The following is a 25,391-nucleotide window of genomic DNA, read 5'->3' as shown; positions in this document are numbered from 1 at the left end:
GCTCGCTGTGGGATGCCGGGTAAACGGGTGGGTGGGTGGGTGGGAGATGTCCGCCGCGGAGCGGCGGTTCGGGGTGGGCGGTCGCCCCGATGCGCGGTGCCCGCACGTATGCCCGGGCGGGGGGCGAGGAGGGGCGCCGGGTCAGGAGAGCGCCGTGACCAGCGCGGGGGTGACCTGCGTGATCTGCCACGGCCGCGCCCCGTACGCCGCCAGCGCCGCCGCCACCGCGTCCGCGTCCACCTGAGCCGGAGGCTCCCAGCACAGCCGCCGCACCGTGTCCGGAGTGATCAGGTTCTCCTGGGGCATGTTGAGGCCCTCGGCGAGTGAGGAGATCGCCGCCCGCGCGGCGGAGAGCCGCGCGGCCGCCGCGGGGTCGCGGTCCGCCCAGGCCCGCGGCGGCGGCGGCCCGCTCACCGTCTGCCCGGGCTGCGGAAGCTCGGAGTCCGGCAGTGCCTTGGCGCGGTCCACCGCGGCCTGCCACTGTTCCAGCTGGCGCCGCCCCATGCGGTGCCCGAAGCCGGTGAGCCCCGCGAGCGCGTGCACGTTGGGCGGCAGGGCGAGCGCCGCCTCGACGATCGCGCCGTCGCCGAGCACCTTGCCCGGGGACACGTCACGCCGCTGCGCGATCCGGTCGCGGGCGTTCCACAGCTCCCGTACGACCGCCATCTGCCGGCGCCTGCGCACCTTGTGCATGCCGGACGTCCGCCGCCAGGGGTCCTTGCGGGGCGGCGCGGGCGGCGCGGAGGCGATGGCGTCGAACTCCTCGCGGGCCCATTCCAGCTTGCCCTGCCGGTCCAGCTCCTTCTCCAGGGCGTCGCGCAGGTCGACGAGGAGTTCCACGTCGAGCGCGGCGTACCGCAGCCAGGGCTCGGGGAGGGGTCGCGTGGACCAGTCGACGGCGGAGTGGCCCTTCTCCAGGCTGAAGCCGAGCACGCTCTCGACCATCGCGCCCAGACCCACGCGCGGGAACCCGGCGAGCCGGCCCGCCAGCTCCGTGTCGAAGATCCGGGAGGGGACCATGCCTATCTCGCGCAGGCACGGCAGGTCCTGGGTGGCGGCGTGCAGCACCCACTCGGTGTCGCCGATGGCCTCGCCGAGCGCGGAGAGGTCGGGGCAGGCCACGGGGTCGATGAGCGCGGAGCCCGCGCCCTCGCGGCGGAGCTGGACGAGGTAGGCGCGCTGGCCGTACCGGTAGCCGGACGCGCGCTCGGCGTCGACGGCGACGGGGCCGGTGCCGCGGGCATAGGCGGCGATCGTCTCGGCGAGGGATTCCTCGTCGGCGATCACCGGCGGAATGCCGTCACGCGGTTCGAGCAAGGGGGTCGGCAGCCCATCGGAAGCGAGGCCGTCGTCCGGAGGGGCGCCTCCGGTGGTTCGCAGTGAGCTGTCTGCTGCGGTCTCTTGGGCGTCGGTCACCTGTCAAGGGTATCTGTGTATGCGCGGCGCCCGTCGACGGAACGTTCCGTCGACGGGCGCGGGAGGGGTGTAAATCGGTCAGTGGATGATTCCGGTGCGCAGCGCGACCGCCACCATCCCGGCCCGGTCACCCGTGCCGAGCTTGCGCGCGATCCGGGCGAGGTGGCTCTTGACGGTCAGGGCGGACAGGCCCATGGAGACGCCGATGGCCTTGTTGGACTGGCCCTCGGCGACGAGCCGGAGCACCTCGACCTCCCGGCCGGACAGCTCGCGGTAGCCGCCGGGGTGGCTCGGGGCGCCCGGCGGCCGGCGGTGCATTCGGGCGGCGGCCGAACCGATGGGGGCGGCGCCGGGGCGGGTGGGGAGTCCGACGTTCGTCCGCGTGCCGGTGACGACGTAGCCCTTGACGCCGCCCGCGAGGGCGTTGCGCACGGCGCCGATGTCGTCGGCGGCGGAGAGGGCGAGGCCGTTGGGCCAGCCCGCGGCACGGGTCTCGGACAGCAGCGTCAGGCCGGAGCCGTCGGGGAGGTGGACGTCTGCGACGCAGATGTCGCGGGGGTTGCCGATGCGGGGACGAGCCTCCGCGATCGACGAGGCCTCGATGACGTCGCGAACACCGAGGGCCCACAGGTGGCGGGTGACGGTGGATCGGACGCGGGGGTCGGCCACGACGACCATGGCGGTCGGCTTGTTCGGGCGGTAGGCGACCAGGCTTGCGGGCTGCTCGAGGAGAACGGACACCAGGCCTCCTGGGGGGAGCGGAAGGGGGCGGGACGGGACCGGCTCGGGGAGGAAGCCGGGACGAACCATGCTTTTCAAGGTCACAAACCTCTTCGGCAGCAAACCCGTCGGCCTTTAGGAATGATCACGATTTGATGAGTGTCAATCGGGGCAATTCGGACACGCGCTCGACTATCCGAAGATCATTCCGAACCGTCACTCTTCCGAGCGACAACAAAAGAGCCCCGTGGCGCGAGGCCACGGGGCGGTCACGGTACGCCGGACGGTCAAGGGGAGAGCGGGCCCCGTCGCTGGGGCAGCGACACCACGGAGCCGTCCCCCGCGGGCCCGGCCGGCGGCAGCCCCGCCACCTGGCACAGCAGCTCGCACCACGCCCCGAGATGCGCCGCCGTGTCCGGCACCCCCGCGCTGCCCTCGCGGGGGGTCCAGGACGCCCGGATCTCGATCTGGGAGGCGGGCGGCCGCTCCGAGAGCCCCCCGAAGTAGTGCGACCCGGCCCGGGTCACCGTGCCGCTCGCCTCCCCGACCGAGAGCCCGCGCGAGCGCAGCGCCCCGGTCAGCCACGACCAGCAGACCTCCGGCAGCAGCGGATCCGCGGCCATTTCCGGCTCCAGCTCCGCCCGCACCAGCGTCACGAGCCGGAACGTGCCCTTCCAGGCGTCGTGTCCCGCCGGGTCGTGGAGCAGTACGAGCCGCCCGTCCGCGAGGTCCTCCTCGCCGTCCACGACCGCCGCCTCCAGCGCGTACGCGTAGGGCGCGAGCCGCTGTGGCGCTCGCGTCGGCTCGATCTCGATCTCCGGCCGCAGCCGTGCCTCCCGCAGCGCCTCGACCGCCGCGCGGAAGGGCGGCGGAGCCGCATCCGCCACATTCCCCTCCGAACCGTCCATCTCTCCAGCGCCGTCCGACCGTTGTCCCTGAGCCGCAGCCATGCGGGGAAGGTTAAGGGGAACGGCGCCTTCGCGCAGGGAGAGACACCCGTGAGGGGGTCCCCGGTCGACGTGCGAGACTTTCCGCGTGAGTGCCAACAACAGCCAGAGCCCCACGGGCCGGCAGAACACAGCGACGTACGACTCCCCCTTCATGAAGGCGTGCCGGCGCGAGGCGGTGCCGCACACGCCGGTCTGGTTCATGCGGCAGGCGGGGCGCTCACTTCCCGAGTACCGCAAGGTCCGCGAGGGCACGGCCATGCTGGAGTCCTGCATGCGGCCCGACCTCGTCACCGAGATCACGCTGCAGCCGGTGCGCCGTCACCACGTGGACGCGGCGATCTACTTCAGCGACATCGTCGTCCCGCTGAAGGCGATCGGCGTCGACCTCGACATCAAGCCCGGCATCGGACCGGTCGTCGAGAACCCGATCCGTTCGCGCGCCGACCTCGCCCAGCTGCGGGACCTCACCCCGGAGGACGTCCACTACGTCACCGAGGCGATCGGGATGCTGACGGGTGAGCTGGGCTCCACCCCGCTCATCGGGTTCGCCGGGGCACCCTTCACCCTCGCGAGCTATCTCGTGGAGGGCGGCCCCAGCCGCAACCACGAGCACACCAAGGCGCTGATGTACGGCGACCCGCAGCTCTGGGCCGACCTGCTGGACCGGCTCGCGGAGATCACCGCCGCCTTCCTGAAGGTGCAGATCGAGGCGGGCGCCAGCGCGGTGCAGCTCTTCGACTCGTGGGTGGGCGCGCTCTCGCCCGCCGACTACCGCCGCTCGGTGCTGCCGGCCTCGGCCAAGGTCTTCGACGCGGTCGCCGGGTACGGCGTGCCCCGCATCCACTTCGGCGTCGGCACCGGGGAACTGCTCGGGACGATGGGCGAGGCCGGCGCGGACGTCGTCGGCGTGGACTGGCGGGTGCCGATGGACGAGGCGGCGCGGCGCGTCGGCCCCGGCAAGGCGCTGCAGGGCAACCTCGACCCGGCCGTCCTCTTCTCCACGCGCGAGGCCGTCGAGACGAAGACGGACGAGGTGCTGGCCGCGGCGGAGGGCCTGGAGGGCCACATCTTCAACCTCGGCCACGGTGTCCTGCCGACCACGGACCCCGAGGCGCTGACCCGGCTCGTGGAGTACGTCCACACGCGCACGGCCCGCTGAAGAAAGTCCGAAAATGGTCCCTGCCCGAACGGGCGGGGACCATTTTCACGTGCGACGGGGCGCGCGCGGGACCGGCAGCGGGACCGGCGGGATCAGTGCGGGTCGCCGGTGACCGGCGTCGGGTGCGGGGTGCCGTCCACGGCCCACAGGGCGGCCAGAGACTCCCGCAGCGTGAACCGTGGCCGCCAGCCCAGCTCCCACTCGGCGGCCGTCACGTCGGAGCACTGCCAGGGCACCGCCGCGGAGCGGCCCGCCGTGCCCGGTGCCTCCTCGATGTCGCCGGTGAAGCCCGCGAGGGACGCGAGGGCCCGCGTCAGGTCGCGCACCGGCACGGCCCGGCCGCTGCCGATGTTGAGCAGGCGCGGCAGCCGCCCCGGCAGGGCCAGCGCGAGCGCCACGGCCTGCGCGACATCGCGTACGTCGACGAAGTCCCGGTGCGCCGACAGGTCGCCGACGTGCACCGGGCCGTGCGGTGTCCGGGTCAGGGCGCGCCTCAGCTCGGCGGTGAGGCGGCCGGGAAGACCGTCCGGGGGCGCCCCGGGGCCGACCGGGTCGGTGACCCGCAGGACGGTGGCGTCGAGCCGCGTGTCCAGGACGGCGAGGGTGCCGGCCAGCTTGGTGGCGCCGTACGGGGTGAGGGGGCGGGCGGGGGTGTCCTCGGTGGCCCGCTCGCCGACGCCGCTCGGCCCGTACTCCGCCGCCGAGCCGAGGTGGACCAGGCGCGCGGTGGGCGCCGCCGCCCGCAGGGCCTCGCACAGGGCCGCGGGGCCCCGGGAGTTGACCTCGGCCAGGACCGACGGGGCGCCGCCGACGGCGCCCGCGCAGTTGACCACGGCGTCAGGCGCGGCCCGGCCCAGCTGCTCGGCGAGCGCGTCGACGGAGCCGGCGGCGAGGTCGAGCCGGTGGTCGTTGACGGGCGTACGGCCGCCGCGCAGCAGCCGTACGCCCGGCAGGGCCCGCAGCCGCTCGGCGACGTGCCCGCCCAGGTATCCGGTGGAGCCGAGGAGGAGTATGCGCACGGTGTCACGCTCCTTCGAGGAACGGCGAGCGGGGTGGGGCGTCCGCGGTGGCGGAGTCCTCGCCCGGCAGTGGGAGCGCGAGAAGCGGAGCGGCGGTGCCGAGAGCCGTGGCCCGAGCGATGTGTTTCATGCGGTGTGTGGTCCCCTCCACGGTCGGACCGAAGGGGTGTCTCCACCCCACGGCCCGTCCCCCAAACGGCACGGTCACGTGTCGCGGTGTGTGTCCGTGCCGCTCTGACGCGTCACATAGTGGGGCTCATCTGGGGAATCTGTGTTGATTCTGTGAAACCTGGCGGAAAAAAGAGGACAACGATTCCGGTGCGGGTGAGGCACGCGCGGGCGGGTGACACGACCCCAGAACCAAGGCGTCCATAGAGCCGTGGCCGCTCAGAGGGGGTGCCGACCGGCGCGGCCCGCATGGCCGCGCGGTACCCGCGCCGGGCACGGGCGGGCTCCCATGGCGCCTACGAACGTGCCCCCCGACCGTCTGGAATCGGCCAACCGCGTGCGGGCGAGAATGCGGCGGCCTTCGCCGGTAAGCGCGTGCTGACCTGCATGGCAAGCGCGTTCTTGGCCGACGGAGGGGGCGCAGAACAGGGCGCGTTCGCCGATGGGGGGCGCTCGCCCTTGCTTGTCGTCCTTCCTTCGTGCTCGCACCCGAGGTGCGACGGGGCGGTGGCGGTGGAAGTGGCGGCGGGAGTCTTCAGGCGGTGTCCGCCCGGACCGCCGCCACCGCCTTGCGCGCGGCCACCAGGACCGGGTCCCACACCGGGGAGAACGGCGGCGCGTATCCGAGGTCCAGTGCCGTCATCTGTTCCACCGTCATGCCCGCCGTCAGCGCGACCGCCGCGACGTCGACCCGCTTCCCGGCGCCCTCGCGCCCGACGATCTGCACCCCGAGCAGCCTGCCCGTGCGCCGCTCGGCCAGCATCTTCACCGTCATCGGCGCGGCGCCCGGGTAGTAACCGGCCCGGTTGGTCGACTCGATGGTCACCGCCACGTACCGCAGCCCGACCGCCCGCGCGTCCTTCTCCCGCAGGCCCGTACGGGCGATCTCCAGGTCGCACACCTTGCTGACGGCCGTGCCGACCACGCCGGGGAACGTCGCGTAACCCCCGCCCACGTTCGCGCCGATGACCTGCCCGTGCTTGTTCGCGTGCGTGCCCAGGGCGATGTGCCGCTCGCGCCCCGACATCAGGTCGAGGACCTCCACGCAGTCCCCGCCCGCCCAGATGTCCTCGTGGCCGCGCACCCGCATCCCGAGGTCGGTCAGCAGACCGCCGTGCTCGCCCAGCGGCAGCCCCGCCTCGCGGGCCAGCTCGGTCGCGGGGCGCACACCGATGCCGAGGACCACCACGTCCGCCGGATACTCGGCGTCCCGGGTGGCCACCGCCCGGACCCGCCCGTCGTCCCCGGTGAGGATCTCGGTGACCTCGGCGCCGTTGACCATCTCGATGCCGAGACCCGTCATCGCCTCGTGCACGAGCCGGCCCATGTCCGGGTCGAGCGTCGACATCGGCTCCTCGCCGCGGTTGACCACCGTCACGTCATAGCCGCGCTTGATCAGCGCCTCCGCCATCTCGACGCCGATGTAACCCGCGCCGACGACCACCGCGCGGCGCCCCTCGGTGCGGGCCAGGGTGTCGATCAGGGCCTGGCCGTCGCCCAGGGACTGCACGCCGTGCACGCCGGGGGCGTCGATGCCGGGCAGCGGCGGCCGCAGGGGCCGGGCCCCGGTGGCGATGACGAGCTTGTCGTACGCCGTCCAGTACTCCTCGTCCGCTTCGAGGTCACGGGCGAGCACGCGCCGGCCCGCCACGTCGACGCGGCGCACCTCGGTGCGCATCCGCAGGTCGATCGCGCGCTCCCGGTGCTTCTCGGGGGTGCGCGCGACCAGCTCGTCCCGCTCCCCGACGTCGCCGCCCACCCAGTACGGGATGCCGCAGGCGGAGTACGAGGTGAACCGGCCGCGCTCGAACGCGACGATCTCCAACTCGTCCGGGCCCCTGAGCCTGCGCGCCTGCGACGCCGCCGACATGCCGGCGGCGTCCCCTCCGATGACCACCAGTCGCTCTCGTGTGCTGCTCATACGGACACGCTACGGCGGGCCCTCCCGGCGGCTGACACAGGGCGCGGCCCGCTCAGTCGTCCCGCCCCCGCGGCGCCGGGCGGCGCGCCAGGCGGGGGCGCAGGACCCGCAGCCACAACAGGAACGCCACCGCGGCCACCGCCGCGAACGGCAGGACGGCCGCCAGGGCGATCGCGATCCAGCGCAGTGCCGTGACGAACACGTCCCAGCCGCCCGCGAGCGCGTCGCCGAGCGTCGGGTCCTCGTCCCCGTCGTCGGCCTGTGGCGCGCCCTCGGTGAGGGAGAGGGTGATCGTCGCCAGGGTGGTGCGATCCTTCAGCGAGGCCCGCTGGGCGAGCAGCGACTCCAGATCGGCCTGACGGGTGCTCAGCTCTCCCTCCAGGGTGACGACATCGCTCAGCTCGGTCGCCTTGTCCATCAGCTCCCGCACCCGTGCCACGCTCGCCCGCTGGGACTTGACGCGGCTCTCGACGTCCACGACCTGATCGGTGACGTCCTGCGCCTTCGCGCGGCGGTCGAGCAGCTTGCCGGTGCCTTCGAGGGCGGTGAGGACCTCCTCGTACGCGTCCTGCGGGACCCGCAGCACGACGCGGGACCGCTCGCGGCCCTCGTCGTCGCGCGAGGTGTTCTCGTCGCCCACGAGACCGCCCGCGTCCTCGGCCGCCGCCCGCGCCTCCGCCAGCGCCTTCGGCACGTCCTTGACCCGCACGACGAGCGTCGCGGTGCGGATGATGTGCGTGCCCGCGGGCTTCGGCGGCTTGTGCTCGCGGGACTTGCCCGCCCGGGCGCCCGCGGCGCCCTCCGGGCGATCCGGCCGGGCGGCCGGTCCCGCCGCCTTGTCGCCCCCCGAGCCGCTGCCGCCGCTGTCGCCGCCCGCGCTGCAGCCGGTGAGCGCCAGCGCGGCCGCCAGCAGGACCCCGGAGAGGGCCCGGGCGGCGCGGTGCCCGGCTGTGCGGTGCGGTGACCTGCTGGACGTGTGCATCGACGTACCCCCGAAATGTGTGGCCGGTGATGCTTCTACGACGCGGGAGAGGGCGAAACGGTGGCTGCCGGCAGGTCCCGATGCGGTCACGGTCGGGACTCGGCGGTCTGAGAGAGTGGGGACATGCGCGAAACGGACACACGCACGGGCCACGGCCACACCGTCGTCATCGGAGGCGGAATCGCCGGCCTGGCCGCCGCGCACCGGCTCCTGACCACCGGCCCGACGACCCGCGTGACCCTCCTGGAGGCCTCCGGCCGGCTCGGCGGCAAGCTGCACGCGGGCGAGATCGCCGGGGTGCGCGTCGACCTCGGCGCCGAGTCGATGCTCGCCCGCCGCCCCGAGGCCGTCGCCCTGGCCCGCGAGGTGGGCCTCGCCGACCGTCTCCAGCCGCCCGCCACGGCGACCGCCGCGATCTGGACCCGGGGCGCCCTGCGCCCCATGCCCAAGGGCCACGTCATGGGCGTGCCCGGGGACGCCGCCGCCCTCGCCGGGGTCCTCTCGCAGGAGGGAGTGCGCCGTATCGAGCGCGAGCGCGAGCTGCCGCCCACCGAGATCGGCGACGACGTCGCGGTCGGTGAGTACGTCGCCGCCCGCCTGGGCCGCGAGGTGGTCGACCGCCTCGTGGAACCGCTGCTCGGCGGGGTCTACGCCGGGGACGCGTACCGCATCTCCATGCGCTCCGCCGTCCCCCAGCTCTTCGAGGCCGCCCGCACCCACGCCTCCCTCACGGACGGCGTCCGCGACATCCAGGCCCGCGCCGCCGAGAAGCAGCAGACCGGCCCCGTGTTCATGGGCATCGACGGCGGCATCGGACAACTGCCGCTCGCCGTCGCCGAGTCGGTACGCGCGCGTGGCGCCCGGATTTGCACGGACACGCCGGTCACGGAGCTGCGCCGGACCGGCGACGGCTGGCACGTGGTCACCCCCGACGGCGTCCACGAGGCCGACGCCGTCGTCCTCGCCCTGCCCGCGCCCGCCGCCGCGAAGCTCCTGGCCGCCGAGTCCCCGGCCGCGGCCGCCGAGCTGCGCACCGTCGAGTACGCCTCGATGGCCCTGATCACCCTCGCCTACCGGCGTGCCGAGACCGACCTTCCCCACGGCAGCGGTTTCCTCGTGCCGCCCGTCGACGGGCACACCATCAAGGCGTCCACCTTCGCGAGCCGCAAGTGGGGGTGGATCGACCGGCAGGACCCCGGGCTGTTGGTCCTGCGCACCTCCGTCGGGCGCCACGGCGACGTGGCGGACCTCGCCCGCGACGACGCCGACCTGGTCGACGTCTCCCGCCGCGACCTGCGCGAGGCCACCGGACTGACCGCCGAGCCCGTCGCCTCCCGCGTCTCCCGCTGGGACGACGGCCTGCCGCAGTACCCCGTCGGCCACCACGCGCGCGTGGCCCGCATCCGCGCGCATGTCGCCGCGCTGCCCGGCCTCGCGGTGTGCGGGGCGGCGTACGACGGGGTGGGCATCCCCGCCTGCGTCGCGAGCGCCAACGCGGCCGTCGACCAGCTCGCGGGGGACCTCACCGGTGTGGAGCAGCTCACCCGCGCCCCGGTGCAGAGCCTGCACGGCGGCGGAGGAGAATAGCCCCATGAGTGACGACGCCCCCGCCAAGACCCCCAACGCCGGCAAGAAGGCCAAGGACCTCAACGAGGTCATCCGCTACACGCTGTGGTCGGTCTTCAAGCTGCGTGATGTGCTTCCCGTTGACGCCACGGACCGGGGCGGCTACGCCGACGAGGTCCAGGAGCTGTTCGACCAGCTCGGCGCCAAGGACATCACGGTCCGCGGCACCTACGACGTCTCCGGCCTGCGCGCCGACGCCGACGTCATGATCTGGTGGCACGCCGAGACCGCCGACGAGCTGCAGGAGGCCTACAACCTCTTCCGCCGCACCAAGCTGGGCCGCGCCCTGGAGCCGGTCTGGTCGAACATGGCGCTGCACCGCCCCGCCGAGTTCAACAAGTCGCACATCCCGGCGTTCCTCGCCGACGAGACGCCCCGCAACTACGTCTCGGTGTACCCCTTCGTGCGCTCCTACGACTGGTACCTGCTGCCCGACGAGGACCGCCGCCGCATGCTCGCCGACCACGGCAAGATGGCCCGCGGCTACCCCGACGTGCGCGCCAACACCGTCGCCTCCTTCTCCCTCGGCGACTACGAGTGGCTGCTCGCCTTCGAGGCCGACGAGCTGTACCGCATCGTCGACCTCATGCGCCACCTGCGCGCCTCCGAGGCCCGGATGCACGTACGCGAAGAGGTGCCGTTCTACACCGGCCGCCGCAAGTCCGTGGCGGACCTCGTGGCCGGCCTGGCGTAACCCCCCGCAAGGGCCCCTGCCTCAGAGGGCCCTGGGACGCTCCGCCACCCGCTCGCCGGACCGCGGCTTCGGCTCCCCGTGCGGTGCGCACGCCGCGCCCCGCACCGGGAGCCGGCCCTCCAGCAGGTACGCCTCCAGGTGCCCGTTGACGCAGGCGTTGGGACCGCCCGCGATGCCATGGGTGCCCGCGTCCCGTTCGGTGACCAGGACCGAGCCCGCCAGCCTGCGCTCCAGCTCCCGCGCTCCCTCGTACGGCGTCGCCGCGTCGCGCTCGGCCGCCAGGATCAGCGTCGGCGGCAGCTCGCCGGGCGCCGTCGCCACGTCGACCGGCTGCTGCCGGGGCGCGGTCCAGAAGGCGCACGGCAGGTTCATCCACGCGTTGTCCCAGGTCTCGAAGGGCGCCACGCGCGCCAGCGAGGTGTTGTCGCGGTCCCAGGTGGCGAACTCCGTCGGCCACGCGGCGTCGTTGCACTCGACGGCGGTGTAGACGGCGTTGCCGTTCTCCTCCTCGGCCGCGGCGCGCGGCTCGGGCGCGGCCTGCTCGATCAGCGGCTTCGGATCGCCCTTCAGATACGCGGAGAGCGCGGCGGCGCGCGCCGGCCAGTAGTCGTCGTAGTACCCGGCCTTGAGGTAGGCGGCGTGCAGCTGACCTGGGCCGACCTTGCCGCCCGCGGGCTTCCGGGCCAGCGCGGCGCGCACCGCCCGGTAGCTGTCCTGGACCCGCTCGGGCGTCGCGCCCAGCCGGTAGGTCTTGTCGTGCTTGGCCACCCAGGCCCGGAAGTCCGCCCAGCGCCGCTCGAAGGCCAGCGACTGGTCGAGGTTGTTGCGGTACCAGATCTGCTCCGGCGCCGGGTCGACCGCCGAGTCGAAGACCATGCGGCGCACGTGCGAGGGGTAGAGCGTGGCGTACACGGCCCCGAAGTAGGTGCCGTAGGAGGCCCCCATGAACGTCAGCTTCCGCTCGCCGAGCGCGGCCCGCAGCACCTCCAGGTCGCGTGTGTTGTTCAGCGTCGTGTAGTGCCGCAGGCCCGGGTTGCGGGCGGCGCACCCGAGCGCGTACGCCTTCGCCCGCGCGATACGCTCGCGCTTTTCCGCCTCGTCGGGGTGGATCGGCGCCTGGGTGGGCGCCTTGGTGAACTCCTTCGGGTCCTGGCAGGACAGCGGCGCCGAGCGGCCGACGCCGCGCGGCGCGTAGCCGATGAGGTCGTACGCCGCCGCGATCCGCTTCCACTCCGGCATGGCGCCGAGGATCGGGAAGTACATGCCGGAACCGCCGGGCCCGCCGGGGTTGTAGACGAGTGCTCCCTGCCGGGTGACCGCCCGGTCCCCGTCCTTGCGCCGCGCCTTGCCCCTGCTGACGGTCAGTCTGATCTGCTCGCCGTCGGGCCGGGCGTAGTCCAGCGGCACGGACACCGTGCCGCACCGGACGAAGGGCGGCAGGCCCTCGGCCTTGGTGCAGGTGCCCCAGCGGATCCCGACGGCCTCGGCGCGCTGCGCGGCGACGGCGGTGCCGCGGTCCTCGGGGGAGGGCGGGGCGGCGCCCACGCCGTGCGCCGGGGCGGCGACGAGGGCGGTCAGGACCAGGGATCCGGCGGTTCCGTAGCGGGCGGCTGCTGCTCTCATCGCGCGTGTCCACCTCTTCTGTTCGGCCATGTGTTCCAGGCGATCTTCGAACAAAAGGGATGATTCGTGTGATATTCGGAGAAGTAAAGCACCGGTCGCCGGTGTCGGGTTCAAAGCCCCCCGTGCGTGGTTTCCCGCCGCCCCCGTCCACTGAACGCCTGTCGCAGGCCCGGGTCGGCGACCGCGCGGACCCCGTGCACGGCCACGGCGGTGAGGTGGTCGCCGCGCGTGGGCAGCGTGCCGAGCAGCCGCTGCCCGGCGGGGGACGCCCACCGCGGATACGGGTGCGCCTCGATCCGGGCGATCACCAGGCAGCCCACGCACAGGAGCAGCGGCAGCCCGAACCAGACCGCTACGGGCACCTGCCCCGCGCTCTCGGGCCCCTGCCCGGGCAGCAGGGCCGCGGCGGCGCCGAGCGCGAGCACCGCCACCGCCGCCGCCCGCACCTGGCGCACGGCGGCCGCGACGCCCGAAGCGGCTCCGTCCGGGACGGCCAGACCCGCGGCGACGAGCCGGTCCGCGAGCGCCCGCACGGCGGCGGCGGTGGCCGTGCCCCGGCGTATCGGCGCTATGCGCGACTGGCCCGCCGGGCCGATCGCACCGAGCACCGAACGCTCCATCTCGTCGCGGCCCACCGGGTCGACCACGGTCGCCCAGCCGGTGTGCGCGATCAGCAGCCGCCGGGCCCCCGCCATCGCCACCAGCGTCACCTCGGCGACGCGGTCGGGGCCGCCGGAGAGGAACGCGGCCTCGTAGAGGGTGAGTTCGCGTCCGCGCGGCGCGGCCCGCTCCTGGTCGGCGGCGCGGCTCGCGGCCAGGCAGAGCCGGCCGCAGGCCAGGGCGGTGACGGCCGAGGCGAGAAGGAAGAGGGGGACCCAGAACATGGCGGTGTTCTACGCGAGGCCCCCAGCTCGGGGCCAGGGATTTTTCACTATGTGGACACCGCGTGACCGGTGGACCACGTTTCGTTGGTGGCCGCGCTCAGGACAGGGGGTTTGGGCGGGACACGGCGGGCGGCAGGGTGCCCTGAGCAGGAGTCAGCAGGAGTCATCAGGAGGACGAGCTGCCGCAACTCGACCCGCCCCCGCCGCTGGAGCATGAGGAGCCACCTCCACTGCTGGAACAGGAGGAGCCGCCCCCACCACTGGAGCACGAGGAACCGCTGGAGCACGAGGAGCCGCCACCACCCCCCGAACACGCGGAGCCGCCGCCCCCCGAACAGGCCGAGCCGCCCCCTCCGGAGCAGGCCGAACCGCCCGTCCCGCCCGAGCACGCGAATCCGCCGACCGTGACCCACAGGTTCGGGTCCTGGTGCGAAGGGGTGTACGGGCTCGGGGCAGGCACCGCCCGCCCCCGCAGCCGGGCGGCGGTGACCAGTTGGGCGCGCAGGTCGGGGTGGGCCGCCGCGAGGCCCCGGGTCGCCACGAGGTGCCCGGCGCCCGCGAGGTGCCGCGAGGAGGCGACGTACTCGTCGAGCGCGCGGCGCCCGGCGGACGTGAGCTGCTTGTCGGTGATCCACAGGCAGATCAGGGCGGTCGCGACACCGGCGACGCCCGCGGGCAGCATGCGCACGATGGCGTCCAGCACCTCGTCGCCGCTGCCCGGCTCCGGGGGGCCGCCCGTGTACTCCATGAGGGTCAGTACGGCGGCCACCACGAAGCCGAAGATGCTCAGGAGGAGCTGGACCCCGGCCCATTGCCGGTATGTGCGCCGCGGCCCCGGCAGCATGAGCAGGCCGCGCGCCGCGAGCGCGTCGCCGGTCTCCCGCACCGGCCCGCTGTGCGCGACGGCCGTCCGCAGCCAGTGCAGCGCGCCGCTGGGCGCCGCGCGGTGGGCGTCGACGACGGCCTGCTCCGCGGCGTTCCTCGCCGTCGGCCGGGGGATGCCGACGACACCCGGCCCGGCCACGACCAGGCGGCCGTCCTCGTGCAGGCCCGCGATCAGCGCGTCGGCGACCCGGGCGGGACCACCGGAGAGGAACGCGGCCTCCAGCGTCCCGCGCACGAAGTCCCCGTGGTCGTCGTCACTGTGGCCGCTGCCCCGCCCGGCCGCCGCCACGCCCCTGATCAGCGCGGCGCAGGAGAGCGCGACGGCGATCGTGTACAGCACACCCGCGATGCCCATGTCCGTCACCGCCCCAGCAGGACGCGGCGGGTGGCGCTCAGCAGCCGGGCGGCGGGCCGCCGGGCCAGCGGCGCGGGCCCCGAGCGCTCCAGCCACCAGTGGCTCAACCGCCGCCTGGCGTCGGCGTCCTCGGGCCGTCCGGCGAGCAGCAGGTGCTCGGCGAAGCTCAGCGCGTCCTGGCGGTAGCCGCCCGTCATGGGGCGGGAGCGGGCGTAGGCGAGGAAGGCGGGGCGGTACCCCGCGCCGAGGATGCCGGGCAGCTCGGGCGCCACCTTCGCGACGACCTCGGCCCGCTTGGCGGCCAGCGCGCGGCTCTGCACCTTCAGCCGCGCGTGGTCGAAGCCCTCCGGGGCCGGGGTGCCCGCGACCAGGGCGGAGAGCAGGGCCGCCTGCGCGAGGGCGGTACGCTGCCGGGCGGCTCCGGGCGCGGGCGGGACCTCGCCGCGCCTGCCGGGCAGGTCGGCGGCGGGCAGCTCGCCCGAGGCCTTGACCGTGGCCCGGATCGCGTCCAGCTCCCGCTCCAGCTCGGCGGGTGCGGGGAAGTTCTCGTCCCGCTCCAAGAGGACGCCCGGCGGACTCACCCGGGAGGCGAGGTCGGCCAGGATAGCGAGGACCGGTTCCGGCACCGGGTGCGCGTGGCTGTCGTGCCAGACGCCGTCCCGCTCGAAGCCGCCCGCCACATGGACGTACGCGATGGCCTCGACCGGTAGTTCGTCCAGGGCCCGCGCCGGGTCCTCGCCGCGGTTGACGTGGTTCGTGTGGAGGTTGGCGACGTCGATCAGCAGCCGTACGCCCGTCCGCTCCACCAGCTCGTACAGGAACTGCCCCTCCGTCATCTCCTCGCCGGGCCAGGAGACCAGCGCCGCGATGTTCTCCACGGCGAGCGGCACGGGCAGCGCGTTCTGCGCGACGCGGACGTTCTCGCAGAGCACGTCGAGCGCGTCGCGCGTGCGGGGCACCGGCAGCAGGTGCCCGGCCTCCAGGGGCGCGGTGGCGGTGAGGTCGCCGCCGGCGCGCACGAACGCGATGTGCTCGGTGACCAGCGGCGCGCCGAGCGCCAGGGCCCGCTCGGCGAGCGCGGTCAGCCGCCCCTCGTCGGGGCGGTCCGCGCCGCCGAGTCCGAGGGAGACGCCGTGCGGCACGACGGTGACGCCGCGCTCGCGCAGCCGCAACAGGGAGGCGGGCAGATGCCCCGGACACACGTTCTCCGCGACGGCCTCCACCCAGTCGATGCCGGGCATGGCCTCGACGGCGTCCGCGATCTCCGGCCGCCACCCTATTCCGGTCCCCAGACGGCGCATGCCGCTCCCCCTTTTTCTCGTCCCCCGGTCCCCCGTGCTCACGTCTTACACCCGGCGTGAGCGGCCGAACCCCGCGAGGGAGACGTTCAGAGCTACATTTGAGGTTCCGGCCGCCCCGTGTTGACCTGGCCCGGTGGGGCGGGTGAGGGGCGGGAGGTGGTGGAGATCTCGCCGCTGGGCCCGGCGGGCACGGGCTCGCGAGGGGTGCTCCCGGAGGGCGGGGGAGGCCCGGAGGGGCTCGCGGTGGCGTTCGACGCGGCGCCGTTCGCGATGTCGTCGAAGTCGACGAGCCCGGTGGCCTCCAGCATCGTGATGTGGTCGAGGACGGTCTGGTTGGCGTCCGTCGCGAGCTGCCGGACCAGGGAGTTGCGGGTGGTGTCGCGCACCTGGGCGATCACGGCGAACACCTTGCCGTGCGAGACGCGCAGCAGGTTCGCGAACTTGCGCTGGTACGTCTCGCCGCTCGCCTCCGTCAGCTCCCTGAGCCAGCCCTGCTGCTGCTCGTTGGGCTGATTGGGCAGCTCCACGCCCAGCTTCCCGGCGGCGATGCGGACGCGCTGGTCGAGATCGGTGTGGCCGACGATGAGGTGATCGCCCGCCTCCTTGACGGCCTCGGTCGGCGCGCGCTCGACGGCCTGCTGACCCGCCGGTATCTCCCAGAGCCCGGCCAGCCGCACCTTCACCAGCAGATCCCGGTCGGCCGCCGAGAGCGGCCCCCACTGGGTGGGCACCGACCCGGCGGCCAGATTGGCGGGCCCGGTGCCCGAGCGGTCGGCGTACGACCACACGGGGAAGGCGATCGCGCCCAGTGTGGCGACGAGTGCCGCGATGATCAGAGCCGTGCCGTTGACGCGCCGCAAGGTGCCTCCCGTGGTGCTCCGGTGCCGCCGGTGATACCGGGGAGTACGGAAGATACGGGTGGGGCGTTCAATCCTGCGAGACCTCGAACGGAACGGGCGCGATCAGCGCCCGCGCAGGCCGGGGTGGTCCGCGACGACCGTCGCCGTGCCCGGCCGGATCTCGGTGAAGCCCGCGTCGCGCACCACCGGCAGTCCCAGGGCGGTGAGTTCGCGCCAGTGGGCGGCGTCGGGGGTGCGGACGGACAGCGGGAAACCGGCGTCACGCCATGCCGCGCGGTCCTCGTCCGACAGTTCCCACCAGGCCAGTTGGGCGCCGTGGCCCGCCTGGGCCATCGCCTTGCCCGCCGACATGGCGACCTCGGGGTTCATCCACAGGACGGGGTGCGTGGGGTCGGCGCCGGCCGGCGGCTCCGGGTCGTCCAGGTCTGTGCCCGAGACCTGCAGGCGCGCCAGGTCCTTGGGCCAGCCGTCCAGCGGTACGGGCGGGAAGACCCGGACCTCGGCCGCCTTGCCGGTGACGGTGATGCCGGGCAGCGCCTCGGCCCTGCGCCACTCGGCGCCGCGCGCCCTGCGGACCACCTTGCGGATGCGGGCGTCCTGCCAGTCCCGCACGGCCTGCGCCCACGCGCCGTCGCCGAGGGAACGCGCGTCGCTCAGCATCACCAGTACGGCGCGGGCGGCGGTCTCCAGGGCGTCGGTGCGGGCCGGGGGAGCGGCGCGTTCGATGCGGGCGACGAGGGGCAGCACGAACTGCGGTGCGTCGTCACGCGAGGCGCTCTCCCGGCGGAAGGGACTGTCCTGGCCGACCGGGGGCGCCGGGGCGTGCCGGGTGTGTTCGCCGTCCGGTGTGTCGGGGGTGGTGGTCTCGTCGCTCACCCGCCCAGTCTGCCAGGCGGAAGATCCCCGGCACGCCGCCCGCCCGGGCTCCGGGGACCGCCGGAAGGGGTTGCGCGGCCGTGCGCGAGGATGGCCGCCATGGAACAGGATGGTCCGAACAGGATGGTCCGCGGGGAACGTGACCTCGTGAGGCGCCTGGCCGGGGTGGGCCGTCGCTACGGCATGCGCGGCCCATGGGTGCTGCGCGGCGTCGACCTCGACGTGCGGGCGGGTGCGCTGGTGCGGGTGCGGGGCGCCAACGGCACCGGAAAATCCACCCTGTTGAGGCTGCTCGCCGGGATCGACACGCCCGGCGAGGGCCGGATCGAGGGACGGCCCCGCACGGCGTTCGTGCCCGAGCGCTTCCCCGCCGCGATGCCGTTCACCGCGGTCGCCTACCTCACGCACATGGCCCGGGTGCACGGCCTCGCCGGCCGGTCGGCCGAGCGGAGCGCCGAGCAGTGGCTGGAACGTTCGGCGCGGGGGCGTACGCCCAATTGGCCGCTGCTGCGCTCCCCGGCGAAGGCCGTGCCCGCGATGCTGCTCGGCGCGCTGCTCCTGCTGGTCATCGCGGGCTCCCCGGCCCGGTCGGTGCTCACCGACCTGACCACGGGGTCACGTGAGGGGGCCGTTCCCTGGCCCCTGGGAGCGCCGGCCGCGGCACTGGCGGCGGCGGCGTCCTGGGCGGCCTGCGCCCTCAGCTCGCGCCGGGGTTGACGTGGCGCGGCCGGGGTCAGCTCCGTGCCCCCGCCGGGCCCTCCTTCGCCGGCGCCGGCGTCCGCGTCGAGGCGATCTGCTCCGAGACCCGGACGAATCGGAAGCCGCGCTCCCGCAGTTTCGGCACGATGGTGCGCAGGGCGCGTTCCGTCGTCGGGGCCGCGCTGCGGGTGCAGTGCATGACGACGACGGATCCCGGCCGGACCCCGTCGATCACCTGCCGGGCCACCGCGCCGGCGTCCGTGGCGAAGGCGTCGCCGCTCACGACGTCCCACTGCACGGCGGTGACGCCGCCGGGTGCGAGCGCGCGCAGCGCCCGCTGGTCGTAGCAGCCGCCGGGAAAACGGAAGTACGGCACGGGGCGCTCGACCCCCGCCGCGCGGAGGGCTGCGAAGGCGCGCTCCATGTCGGCGCGCATCCGCTCCCGGGGCACGCTCGGCAGGCCGTAACAGTCACCGGTGAAGGCGTGGTGGCTGTAGGAGTGGTTGGCGACCTCGAAGAGCGGGTCCCGGCCGATGTCCTTGGCCTGGTCGGGATACTCCTCCGCCCACCGCCCCGTCATGAAGAAGGTCGCGGGCACCTTCAGTCGGCGCAGGGTGGCGACCAGCTCGGGGTGGTCGAAGCGCTCGCCGGCCGCCGCGCGTGACCCCTGATTCGCGGTCATGTCGGCGTCGAAGGTCAGCGCGACGGTACGGCCGTGCGTGCGGGAGCCGTTGGTGAAGACGGGGGTGAGGCCCGACGGGCCGGCCGCGAGAGTGGGCGGGGCGGGCGGCGAGGGGGCGAGGGCCGCCGCGGACCGAGCCGGGTGACCCGGGCGGCCGTGCGTCGTGGTGTCGCCGGACGAGCAGCCGGCGAGGACGGTGGTCAGGGCGCCGAGGGCGCAGAGCGCGGCGCGTCTCCGTGCGAGAGTGATCACGCGGTGACGATATATGTGCGAATGCGATAAATAGGTTATCTGGTCGCATGGCTCCCGTGGGACCACCCGTCCGCGCCGCCGCCGGGGTACGCCGGCCTTCTCCCTGCGGACCTCCGGTGCCGTGACCGCACCGGTTCGCCGGGTCGGTGGGTCATGGCGGTTGGATGTGCGGTGCTATCCGACGCGCTCGCCGGAGGCGCGGTGGCCGGGCCTGTCCGGGTGCGCGGACTGACCCACCAGGAGGGGCGGAAGCTGCGACAGACCGTGCGCCGGGGCGGCGTCAGTTCGGTGCGATCCCGGCGGGTGACGATGAGCGCTCGCCCCGGCTGCACAGCATCGACATCAACAGCCCGTGGGTCTCCTCGTCGGCGGCGGCCACAAGCCCGCGACCTGCCTCACCCGTCGGGGCACCGTCGATGCCCGTGACGACGCAGCCGGCAGCGCGGCACAGAGCGATGCCGGCCGCGAAATGCACGCTCCTGGAGAGGTCACCGCCATCGGTGACGTACGCGGCGCGTCTGCCGGCGGCCACCCAGGCGAGCGCCAGCGTCGTGGAGACGACGCGCGGGCGGAAACGCTCGACGAACTCGGGGCGGGCCAGCAGATCCACGGCCCGGAATCCCGGCGCACTCGGGAACGGCGGGTCCAGGTTGACGTCCACCAATCGGGTGGACGGCGTGGGCGTCAGCAGTGCGTCGTCGGCCCCGCCATGCCGCACCCAGGCGTTTTCCCCGTCGGTGAAGAAGACCTCGCCGCTGAACGGGTCGGCCACGGCCGCCGCCCCGTCGCGCAGCGCCACGTTGACAGCGACCAGCATGTTGCCGACGGCGTAGTTCAGCGTGCCGCACAGGGGATCGACCAACCACTGGCGCGCAGAGTCGGCGGCACCCCGCTGCCCGCCCTCCTCGCCCAGTACCGCATCATCGGGCCGTGCGGCACGGAGGACGCCGAGAATCGCCGCCTCCGCCTCCACATCGGCTGTGGTGGCGAAGTCCCCGGCACCCTTGTCGATGCGGTTGAGCCGCCGGCCGTACAGGGTGCGGACCACGTCCGCGCCGGCCCGCGCTCCGGCTATCGCGACTGCGGCATCGTCAGAACCCGCGTATGAGTCGATCACGCCGAACAGACTATCGAGGCGAAGCCACCCAGCGGGGTTACTGCGAAAGGCCCCGGGAGACGGCATCCACCCCCCGGACCCCTGTACCCGGGGAGCGGGACTCCGCGTCCCAGAACCGCGCGTAGCGGCCCCCGAGTGCCAGCAGCTCCTCGTGGGTTCCGTGCTCCACGACGCGGCCGCCGTCCAGGAAGACGATGCGGTCGGCGCGCCGTACCGTGCGCATGCGGTGGGCGACCATCACCACCGTGCGGCCCGCCATCAGGCGGTCGATGCCCTCGTGGACGGCGGCCTCGTTCACCGGGTCCAGCGCGGAGGTCACCTCGTCGAGCAGCACCACCGGCGTGTCCTTCAGCAGCGCCCGCGCGATCGAGACCCGCTGGCGCTCACCGCCCGACAGCAGCGCGCCGCCCTCGCCGACGCGCGTCGCCCAGCCGCCGGGCAGCCGCTCGACCACCTCGTCCAGGCGGGCCGCGGCCGCCACCGCCCGCACCTCGGCCGCGTCGGCGTCCGGACGGCCGAGCCGTACGTTCTCCTCGATCGTGCCGTCGAAGAGGTACACGTCCTGGAAGACGACGGCGATCCGGTCCATCAGCGCCTCGGTGCCGATCGCGCGGACGTCGACCCCACCCATCCGTACGGCACCCGCGTCCACGTCGTGGAAGCGGGCGAGCAACTGCAGCAGGGTGCTCTTGCCCGCCCCGGACGGGCCGACGACGGCGAGCCGCTGTCCCTGCGGCACCGACAGCGACACGTCGGTGACCACGGCGCTGCCCCCGCGCCGGAAGGTGACCGCGTCGAACTCCACGTCCTGCCCGGCCGGCCGGACCGGATCGGCGGGTTCCGGCAGGGGCTCGGCGCGCAGCACCTTGTCGAGTCCGGCCAGCACCGTACGCGCCCCGCGGAGTCTGCCGCCGATGTCCGCGAGCGACAGCAGCGGGTCCGCGCACCGGGCGGCCAGCACCAGGACCGTCAGCAGCTCCGCGACACCGATGCTCCCGTCGAGCGCGAGACGGGCGCCGAGGGCCAGCAGTACGGTGAACGTCACCTGCACGGTGAGCGTCAGGCCCACGGCGCCGGGCAGCGCGGAGAGCGTGGAGCGGCGCGAGGCGCGCTCCACGTCCCGCAGACTGCCGTCGAGCAGCTCGAAGCGTTCGGCCGTCCGGCCACCGGCCCGCAGCACCGGCTGGACCTGGAGGTACTCGATGACCCGCCCGGTGGCCTGGTCGTCCCGCCGGGCCCGCTCGGCGTCACCCGCGGACATCGAGCGTCCCGTGCGGATCTGCACCGCCGCCACGACCGGCACGGCGGCCAGCGCGGCCAGTCCCAGCCGCCAGTCCTGTACGAGCATCACGGCGACGATCGTCACGGGGGTCACCGTGGCGGAGACGAACGGCGCCAGCAGATGCGCGATCACGCTCATCGCCTGCAGGACGCCCCGGCCGGCCAGGACGGACAGCTCACCGAGCCGCCCGCCCGTGTACCAGCCGACGGGCAGCCGGGCCAGATGGCCGCCGAGCCGGTGGTACATGCCGCTCAGCAGCGCGCTGCCCACCTTGAAGCCCGACAGATCGCTGAGGTAGCGCAGCACCGCGTAGAGCGCGACCGCCGCCCCGAACGCCGCCAGCCACGGCCAGGCGTCGGCGGGGGAGTCGCCGAACAGGGCCCGCAGCACGGGGACGAGCAGGGCGTAGGACAGCCCTTCGGCCACGGCGGCGGCGGTCATCAGGGCGACCGTGCGGCGCAACGGCCGGGCGTACTCGCGGCCGAGCACACGCAGCAGCAGGGAAATCATCGGGGCTCGTCTCCTTGGGGTGTCCGGACGAAGGTCTCGTCGTGCGGAGTACGGCCGGGGACCTCGCCCTCATCGGCCGCCGCCGCCCGGTGGGCCCGCCAGAACGAGGCGAACGGCCCGTCCTGTGCGAGCAGTTCGTCGGGCCGGCCGCGCTCGGCGATCGTTCCGTTCTCCAGGACGACGACGGAGTCCGCGTCGGCGATGGTCTCCAGGCGGTGGGCGATGACCAGAACCGTCCGCCCGCCGGCCGGCTTGGCGAGAGCGCGGCGCACCGCCTGTTCGGTCTGCGGGTCGGCGAAGGCGGTCGCCTCGTCGAGCACCAGGACGGGCGTGTCGGCGAGCAGCGCGCGGGCGAGCGCGATCCGCTGGGCCTCTCCTCCCGACAGGCCCGCGTCCTCGCCCACCACCGAGTCGTAGCCGCGCGGCAGGTGGAGGATCCGCTCGTGGATGTGCGCCGATCGGGCGGCGCGCACCACCTCGTCACGGCCGGCGTGCGGCACCGCGAGGGCGATGTTGTCCGCGATCGACGTACGCAGCAGCCGTACGTCCTGGAAGACGAAGGACACCCTCCGGTACAGCTCCCGGCCGCTCAGCTCACGCAGGTCGACGCCGCCGAGGACGACCGAGCCGTGGGACGGATCGAAGAACCGCGGCAACAGCTGGACCAGCGTGGACTTGCCGCTCCCCGAGGGCCCCACGACCGCGGTGACCGTCCCCGGCTCCAGCACCAGGTCGATGCCGCGCAGCACCTCGTGGCCGGGCTCGTACCCGAAGCGGACGTCGCGCAGTTCGACGCGGTGCCCCTGGGGCGTGCGCGGGCGCACGGGTTCGGGGAGCGGCGGGACGTCGAGGACGTCCCGGATGCGGCCGACCGCCCGCCGGGCCGCCTGGAGGTCGTCGAAGCCGTGCCCGAGGGCCGCCACGGGAGCGGTCAGCCCGAGGCCGAGCAGGACGAAGGGCAGCAGGTCGGCGGGGTCCAGACCGCCACCGGTGATCAGCGCCGTGCCGCCGGTCAGCACGGAGAGCAGGACGAACGGCGGTGACAGCGCGAGCTGCATGCCCGCGGCGACGGGGGAGATGCCGTGCACCCACCGCCGGAAGGTGGCCACGAAGTCGTCCGCGGCCGTCAGGAAGGCGCGGTGGGCGCGCCCGGACCCGCCGAAGGTCTTGACGACCGAGATGCCCTGCACGAACTCGACGACGGAGGACGAGATCCGGCCCATGCCCGCGTCGAACTCCTCCTGCTCGCGCAGCCGGGCGGGCGTCATCATCAGCGGCACCAGCGCCATCGCCAGTACCACCGGGGCCAGCGTGATCAGCGTGAGCCGCCAGTCGACGGCGAACAGGTAGACCAGGGACGCCGCCGGCACCACGAACGCGGAGACCAGCTCGCCGGGTGCGTGGGCGATGAACGGGTGCACGGCGCTCACGTCCTCCCCGACCACCTTCGCCAGCTCACCCGTCCCGCGCCGGGAGAACCAGCCGATCGGCACCCGCCCGAGCTGGGTGGCCAGCCGCCGACGGAGCGTCAGTTGCACGCGCCCGTCCAGGACATGGCCGATGCCGGTCGAGGCGGCCGTGAGCAGCAGGCGTACGAGGAGACCGGCCGCGCCCGTGAGGACGACGCGCCACACGTGGTCGCGGTCCGGCGGGCCGGGTGCCGGCAGCGTACGCCCGAGTTCGACGACGGCCAGCAGCGGTGCGAGGCCGGCGAGCGCGCCGATGACCTGGAGAAGGACCACGGCGGCGAAACCCCAGGCGTAGGGGCGCAGCAGCCTGGTCATGGTCCGTCCGGGGGCGTGGCCGGTTCCGGAGCCGGCGGCGGTGTCCGGCGGTGGCGCGGTGGGCGCGGGTGGCTTCGTGAGGTCGGTGCCGGTCATCGTCCACCCGCCGTCGTGGGGCTCGTGGCGGGCGAGCTGTCCTCGTGGTGATCGTCGTGTCCGGCCCGTATCGGCGCGCCACCGCGGGGCAGCACGGCCACGGCGATGAGGACGGCGCTCACCACGAGCCCGGCGCCGAGGGTCAGGCCGAGCGCGTAGCCGTCGGTGAGGGCCTCGGGGGTGGTGCTCCGGCCGGTGCGGTGGTTCGCCGCGGTGCCGAGGGCGGCGAGCCCGAGCGAGGCGCCGATCTGGCGGGAGCTGTTGAGCAGGCCGGAGGCGGTGCCCGTCTCGTGGGGCGCGACACCGGTGGTGGCGGTGGCGACGATCGGGCCGAGGCAGAGCCCGAAGCCGACTCCGATGACGAGCGACGGCCCGAGCACGTCACCGGTGAACGAGCCGTCCGCGTCGATCAGCCCGAACCAGGCGAGCCCGGCCGCCGTCAGCAGCCCGCCGCCGATGAGGAGGGTGAGCGGCGTGAGCCGGTACCCCAGCTTCACGGCGAACACGGAGCCGGCGACCACCGCGAGGGACAGCGGCAGGAACATCAGGCCGGCCGCGGCCGGTCCCTTGCCGAGGGCGTGCTGGACGTAGAGGGACATGAAGTAGAAGGCCGCCGTCATGGCCGCACCGGCCAGCAGGTTGAAGGCGTTCGCGCCGGCGACGAAGCGGTTGGCGAACAGGCCGAGCCGCACCAGGGGCTCGCGGGTGGTGGTCCGCTCCACGTACAGGAACGCGGCGAGCAGCGCGACGGCCGCCGCCAGGGTGGACAGGGTGGCCGCAGAGGTCCACGCGTGCCGGTCGGTGCGCACGACGCCGAAGACCAGCAGGGTCATGCCGGCCGTCGCGAGGACGCCGCCGAGCACGTCCGGGCGGCCGGCGGGAGCGGCCGGGCGCCCGGAGGCGATCCCGCGCCGGGCCAGGAGCAGGACGACGGCGACCATCGGTACGTTCACGAACATCACCCAGCGCCAGCCGGCGTACTCGGTGAGGAGGCCGCCGATCAGGACCCCGAAGGCGCCGCCCGCGGCGTTGGTCGCGCTCCACACGCCGAAGGCGCGGACGCGGGCCCGGCCGGCGGGGAACGTCTCGGCCAGCAGGGCCAGCGCGGCTGGGGCCAGCGCGGCGGCTCCGATGCCCTGCGCGGCCCGCGCGGCGACGAGGTGGCCGGGCTCCTGGGCGAGGCCGCCGAGGAGCGAGGCGGCGCCGAACAGGGCGAGGCCGGCCAGCAGGACCCGCTTGCGGCCGTAGCGGTCGGCGGCCTTGCCGCCCAGCAGGAGCAGACCGCCGAAGGTGAGGGCGTAGGCGTGGATCACCCAGGTCAGGCCCGCCGCGTCGAAGCCGAGGCCGTCGGCGACGCGGGGCAGGGCCACGTTCACGACCGCGAGGTCCAGCGACACCATGAACTGGACCACGGCCACCGCGGCGAGCGTGAGCCCTGGCCGCGCGTCGGTTCTCTCCGTCATCGCGGACTCCGTTCCTGAGGGGTGGGGTGAGCGGGCGCCGAGGCGCCGAGCAACTTTCCGAACATGT

The 25,391-nt window shown here is 74.4% G+C and carries 21 protein-coding genes and 1 pseudogene; 4 read left to right on the top strand and 18 right to left on the bottom strand.

Annotated elements, in window-relative coordinates; translation table 11 throughout:
- Nucleotides 1–141 precede the first annotated feature (141 nt).
- From ACZ5GP_RS27295 to ACZ5GP_RS27285, 3 genes are all read right to left on the bottom strand, one after another.
- Complete coding sequence (locus ACZ5GP_RS27295; protein ID WP_468753326.1) at nt 142–1,416, bottom strand: HRDC domain-containing protein; 1,275 nt, start codon at nt 1,414–1,416, stop codon at nt 142–144.
- Nucleotides 1,417–1,494: 78 nt separating this feature from the next.
- Nucleotides 1,495–2,157: a response regulator transcription factor gene (locus tag ACZ5GP_RS27290; RefSeq protein ID WP_030687574.1), complete on the bottom strand. Its 663-nt coding sequence runs from the start codon at nt 2,155–2,157 to the stop codon at nt 1,495–1,497.
- A 266-nt stretch (nt 2,158–2,423) separates the two neighbouring features.
- A complete protein-coding gene (locus tag ACZ5GP_RS27285; RefSeq protein ID WP_468753325.1) occupies nt 2,424–3,086 on the bottom strand; it encodes a DUF3000 domain-containing protein in 663 nt (220 codons plus the stop codon).
- An 85-nt stretch (nt 3,087–3,171) separates the two neighbouring features.
- Between ACZ5GP_RS27285 and hemE the strand changes: the two genes are divergently transcribed.
- Nucleotides 3,172–4,245, top strand: a complete 1,074-nt coding sequence (hemE, locus tag ACZ5GP_RS27280; protein ID WP_468753324.1) for a uroporphyrinogen decarboxylase — start codon at nt 3,172–3,174, stop codon at nt 4,243–4,245.
- A 92-nt stretch (nt 4,246–4,337) separates the two neighbouring features.
- Here the strand turns inward: hemE and ACZ5GP_RS27275 are convergent, their stop codons facing one another.
- The 4 genes from ACZ5GP_RS27275 to ACZ5GP_RS27260 all read right to left on the bottom strand — a co-directional run bounded on the left by ACZ5GP_RS27275 (nt 4,338) and on the right by ACZ5GP_RS27260 (nt 8,335).
- Nucleotides 4,338–5,264: an NAD-dependent epimerase/dehydratase family protein gene (locus ACZ5GP_RS27275; protein WP_468753323.1), complete on the bottom strand. Its 927-nt coding sequence runs from the start codon at nt 5,262–5,264 to the stop codon at nt 4,338–4,340.
- Nucleotides 5,265–5,268: 4 nt separating this feature from the next.
- Nucleotides 5,269–5,394 carry a hypothetical protein gene (locus ACZ5GP_RS27270; RefSeq protein ID WP_468753322.1) on the bottom strand — a complete coding sequence of 42 codons (126 nt, stop codon included), beginning with the start codon at nt 5,392–5,394 and terminating at the stop codon, nt 5,269–5,271.
- A gap of 573 nt (nt 5,395–5,967) precedes the next feature.
- Nucleotides 5,968–7,353: an FAD-dependent oxidoreductase gene (locus ACZ5GP_RS27265; protein ID WP_468753321.1), complete on the bottom strand. Its 1,386-nt coding sequence runs from the start codon at nt 7,351–7,353 to the stop codon at nt 5,968–5,970.
- 52 nt (nt 7,354–7,405) lie between these two features.
- Nucleotides 7,406–8,335, bottom strand: coding sequence for a DUF4349 domain-containing protein (locus tag ACZ5GP_RS27260; RefSeq protein WP_468753320.1), 930 nt, complete (start codon nt 8,333–8,335; stop codon nt 7,406–7,408).
- Between the two features lie 123 nt (nt 8,336–8,458).
- Here ACZ5GP_RS27260 and hemG point away from each other — a divergent pair, with 123 nt between their 5' ends.
- A complete protein-coding gene (gene hemG / locus ACZ5GP_RS27255; RefSeq protein WP_468753319.1) occupies nt 8,459–9,922 on the top strand; it encodes a protoporphyrinogen oxidase in 1,464 nt (487 codons plus the stop codon).
- A 4-nt stretch (nt 9,923–9,926) separates the two neighbouring features.
- Complete coding sequence (hemQ, locus tag ACZ5GP_RS27250) at nt 9,927–10,655, top strand: hydrogen peroxide-dependent heme synthase (RefSeq protein WP_468753318.1); 729 nt, start codon at nt 9,927–9,929, stop codon at nt 10,653–10,655.
- A gap of 21 nt (nt 10,656–10,676) precedes the next feature.
- Here hemQ and ACZ5GP_RS27245 read toward each other — a convergent pair whose 3' ends face one another.
- The 6 genes from ACZ5GP_RS27245 to ACZ5GP_RS27220 form a co-directional block, all read right to left on the bottom strand.
- A complete protein-coding gene (locus ACZ5GP_RS27245; protein WP_468753317.1) occupies nt 10,677–12,278 on the bottom strand; it encodes an alpha/beta hydrolase in 1,602 nt (533 codons plus the stop codon).
- 110 nt (nt 12,279–12,388) lie between these two features.
- Nucleotides 12,389–13,162 carry a TIGR04222 domain-containing membrane protein gene (locus ACZ5GP_RS27240; RefSeq protein WP_468753316.1) on the bottom strand — a complete coding sequence of 258 codons (774 nt, stop codon included), beginning with the start codon at nt 13,160–13,162 and terminating at the stop codon, nt 12,389–12,391.
- A gap of 166 nt (nt 13,163–13,328) precedes the next feature.
- Complete coding sequence (locus ACZ5GP_RS27235) at nt 13,329–14,402, bottom strand: TIGR04222 domain-containing membrane protein (protein ID WP_468753430.1); 1,074 nt, start codon at nt 14,400–14,402, stop codon at nt 13,329–13,331.
- A 5-nt stretch (nt 14,403–14,407) separates the two neighbouring features.
- A complete protein-coding gene (locus ACZ5GP_RS27230; RefSeq protein WP_468753315.1) occupies nt 14,408–15,703 on the bottom strand; it encodes an MbnB/TglH/ChrH family RiPP precursor modification enzyme in 1,296 nt (431 codons plus the stop codon).
- 92 nt (nt 15,704–15,795) lie between these two features.
- Nucleotides 15,796–16,563 carry a DUF4142 domain-containing protein gene (locus ACZ5GP_RS27225; protein WP_358586693.1) on the bottom strand — a complete coding sequence of 256 codons (768 nt, stop codon included), beginning with the start codon at nt 16,561–16,563 and terminating at the stop codon, nt 15,796–15,798.
- Between the two features lie 102 nt (nt 16,564–16,665).
- A complete protein-coding gene (locus ACZ5GP_RS27220; protein WP_468753314.1) occupies nt 16,666–17,439 on the bottom strand; it encodes an aminoacyl-tRNA hydrolase in 774 nt (257 codons plus the stop codon).
- Between the two features lie 123 nt (nt 17,440–17,562).
- Between ACZ5GP_RS27220 and ACZ5GP_RS27215 the strand changes: the two are divergent.
- Nucleotides 17,563–17,917, top strand: a pseudogene (locus ACZ5GP_RS27215) (ATP-binding cassette domain-containing protein); the annotation flags it as partial.
- Between the two features lie 255 nt (nt 17,918–18,172).
- Here the strand turns inward: ACZ5GP_RS27215 and ACZ5GP_RS27210 are convergent.
- From ACZ5GP_RS27210 to ACZ5GP_RS27190, 5 genes are all read right to left on the bottom strand, one after another.
- Nucleotides 18,173–19,072, bottom strand: coding sequence for a polysaccharide deacetylase family protein (locus ACZ5GP_RS27210; RefSeq protein ID WP_468753313.1), 900 nt, complete (start codon nt 19,070–19,072; stop codon nt 18,173–18,175).
- 280 nt (nt 19,073–19,352) lie between these two features.
- Nucleotides 19,353–20,189 (bottom strand): inositol monophosphatase family protein, encoded by an 837-nt coding sequence (locus ACZ5GP_RS27205; RefSeq protein WP_468753312.1) that lies wholly within the window; start codon nt 20,187–20,189, stop codon nt 19,353–19,355.
- Nucleotides 20,190–20,226: 37 nt separating this feature from the next.
- Nucleotides 20,227–21,981, bottom strand: coding sequence for an ABC transporter ATP-binding protein (locus tag ACZ5GP_RS27200; protein ID WP_468753311.1), 1,755 nt, complete (start codon nt 21,979–21,981; stop codon nt 20,227–20,229).
- The gene (locus tag ACZ5GP_RS27195; protein ID WP_468753310.1) at nt 21,978–23,861 is read right to left on the bottom strand and encodes an ABC transporter ATP-binding protein; all 1,884 of its coding nucleotides are present in this window, start codon (nt 23,859–23,861) and stop codon (nt 21,978–21,980) included. Before ACZ5GP_RS27195 ends, ACZ5GP_RS27200 begins: the two co-directional genes overlap by 4 nt.
- Nucleotides 23,858–25,324 carry an MFS transporter gene (locus tag ACZ5GP_RS27190; RefSeq protein WP_468753309.1) on the bottom strand — a complete coding sequence of 489 codons (1,467 nt, stop codon included), beginning with the start codon at nt 25,322–25,324 and terminating at the stop codon, nt 23,858–23,860. Before ACZ5GP_RS27190 ends, ACZ5GP_RS27195 begins: the two co-directional genes overlap by 4 nt.
- Between the last annotated feature and the right edge of the window lie 67 nt (nt 25,325–25,391).

This window comes from Streptomyces sp. NPDC031466 (assembly GCF_055581265.1).
This window is presented reverse-complemented; position numbering and strand designations above follow the sequence as displayed.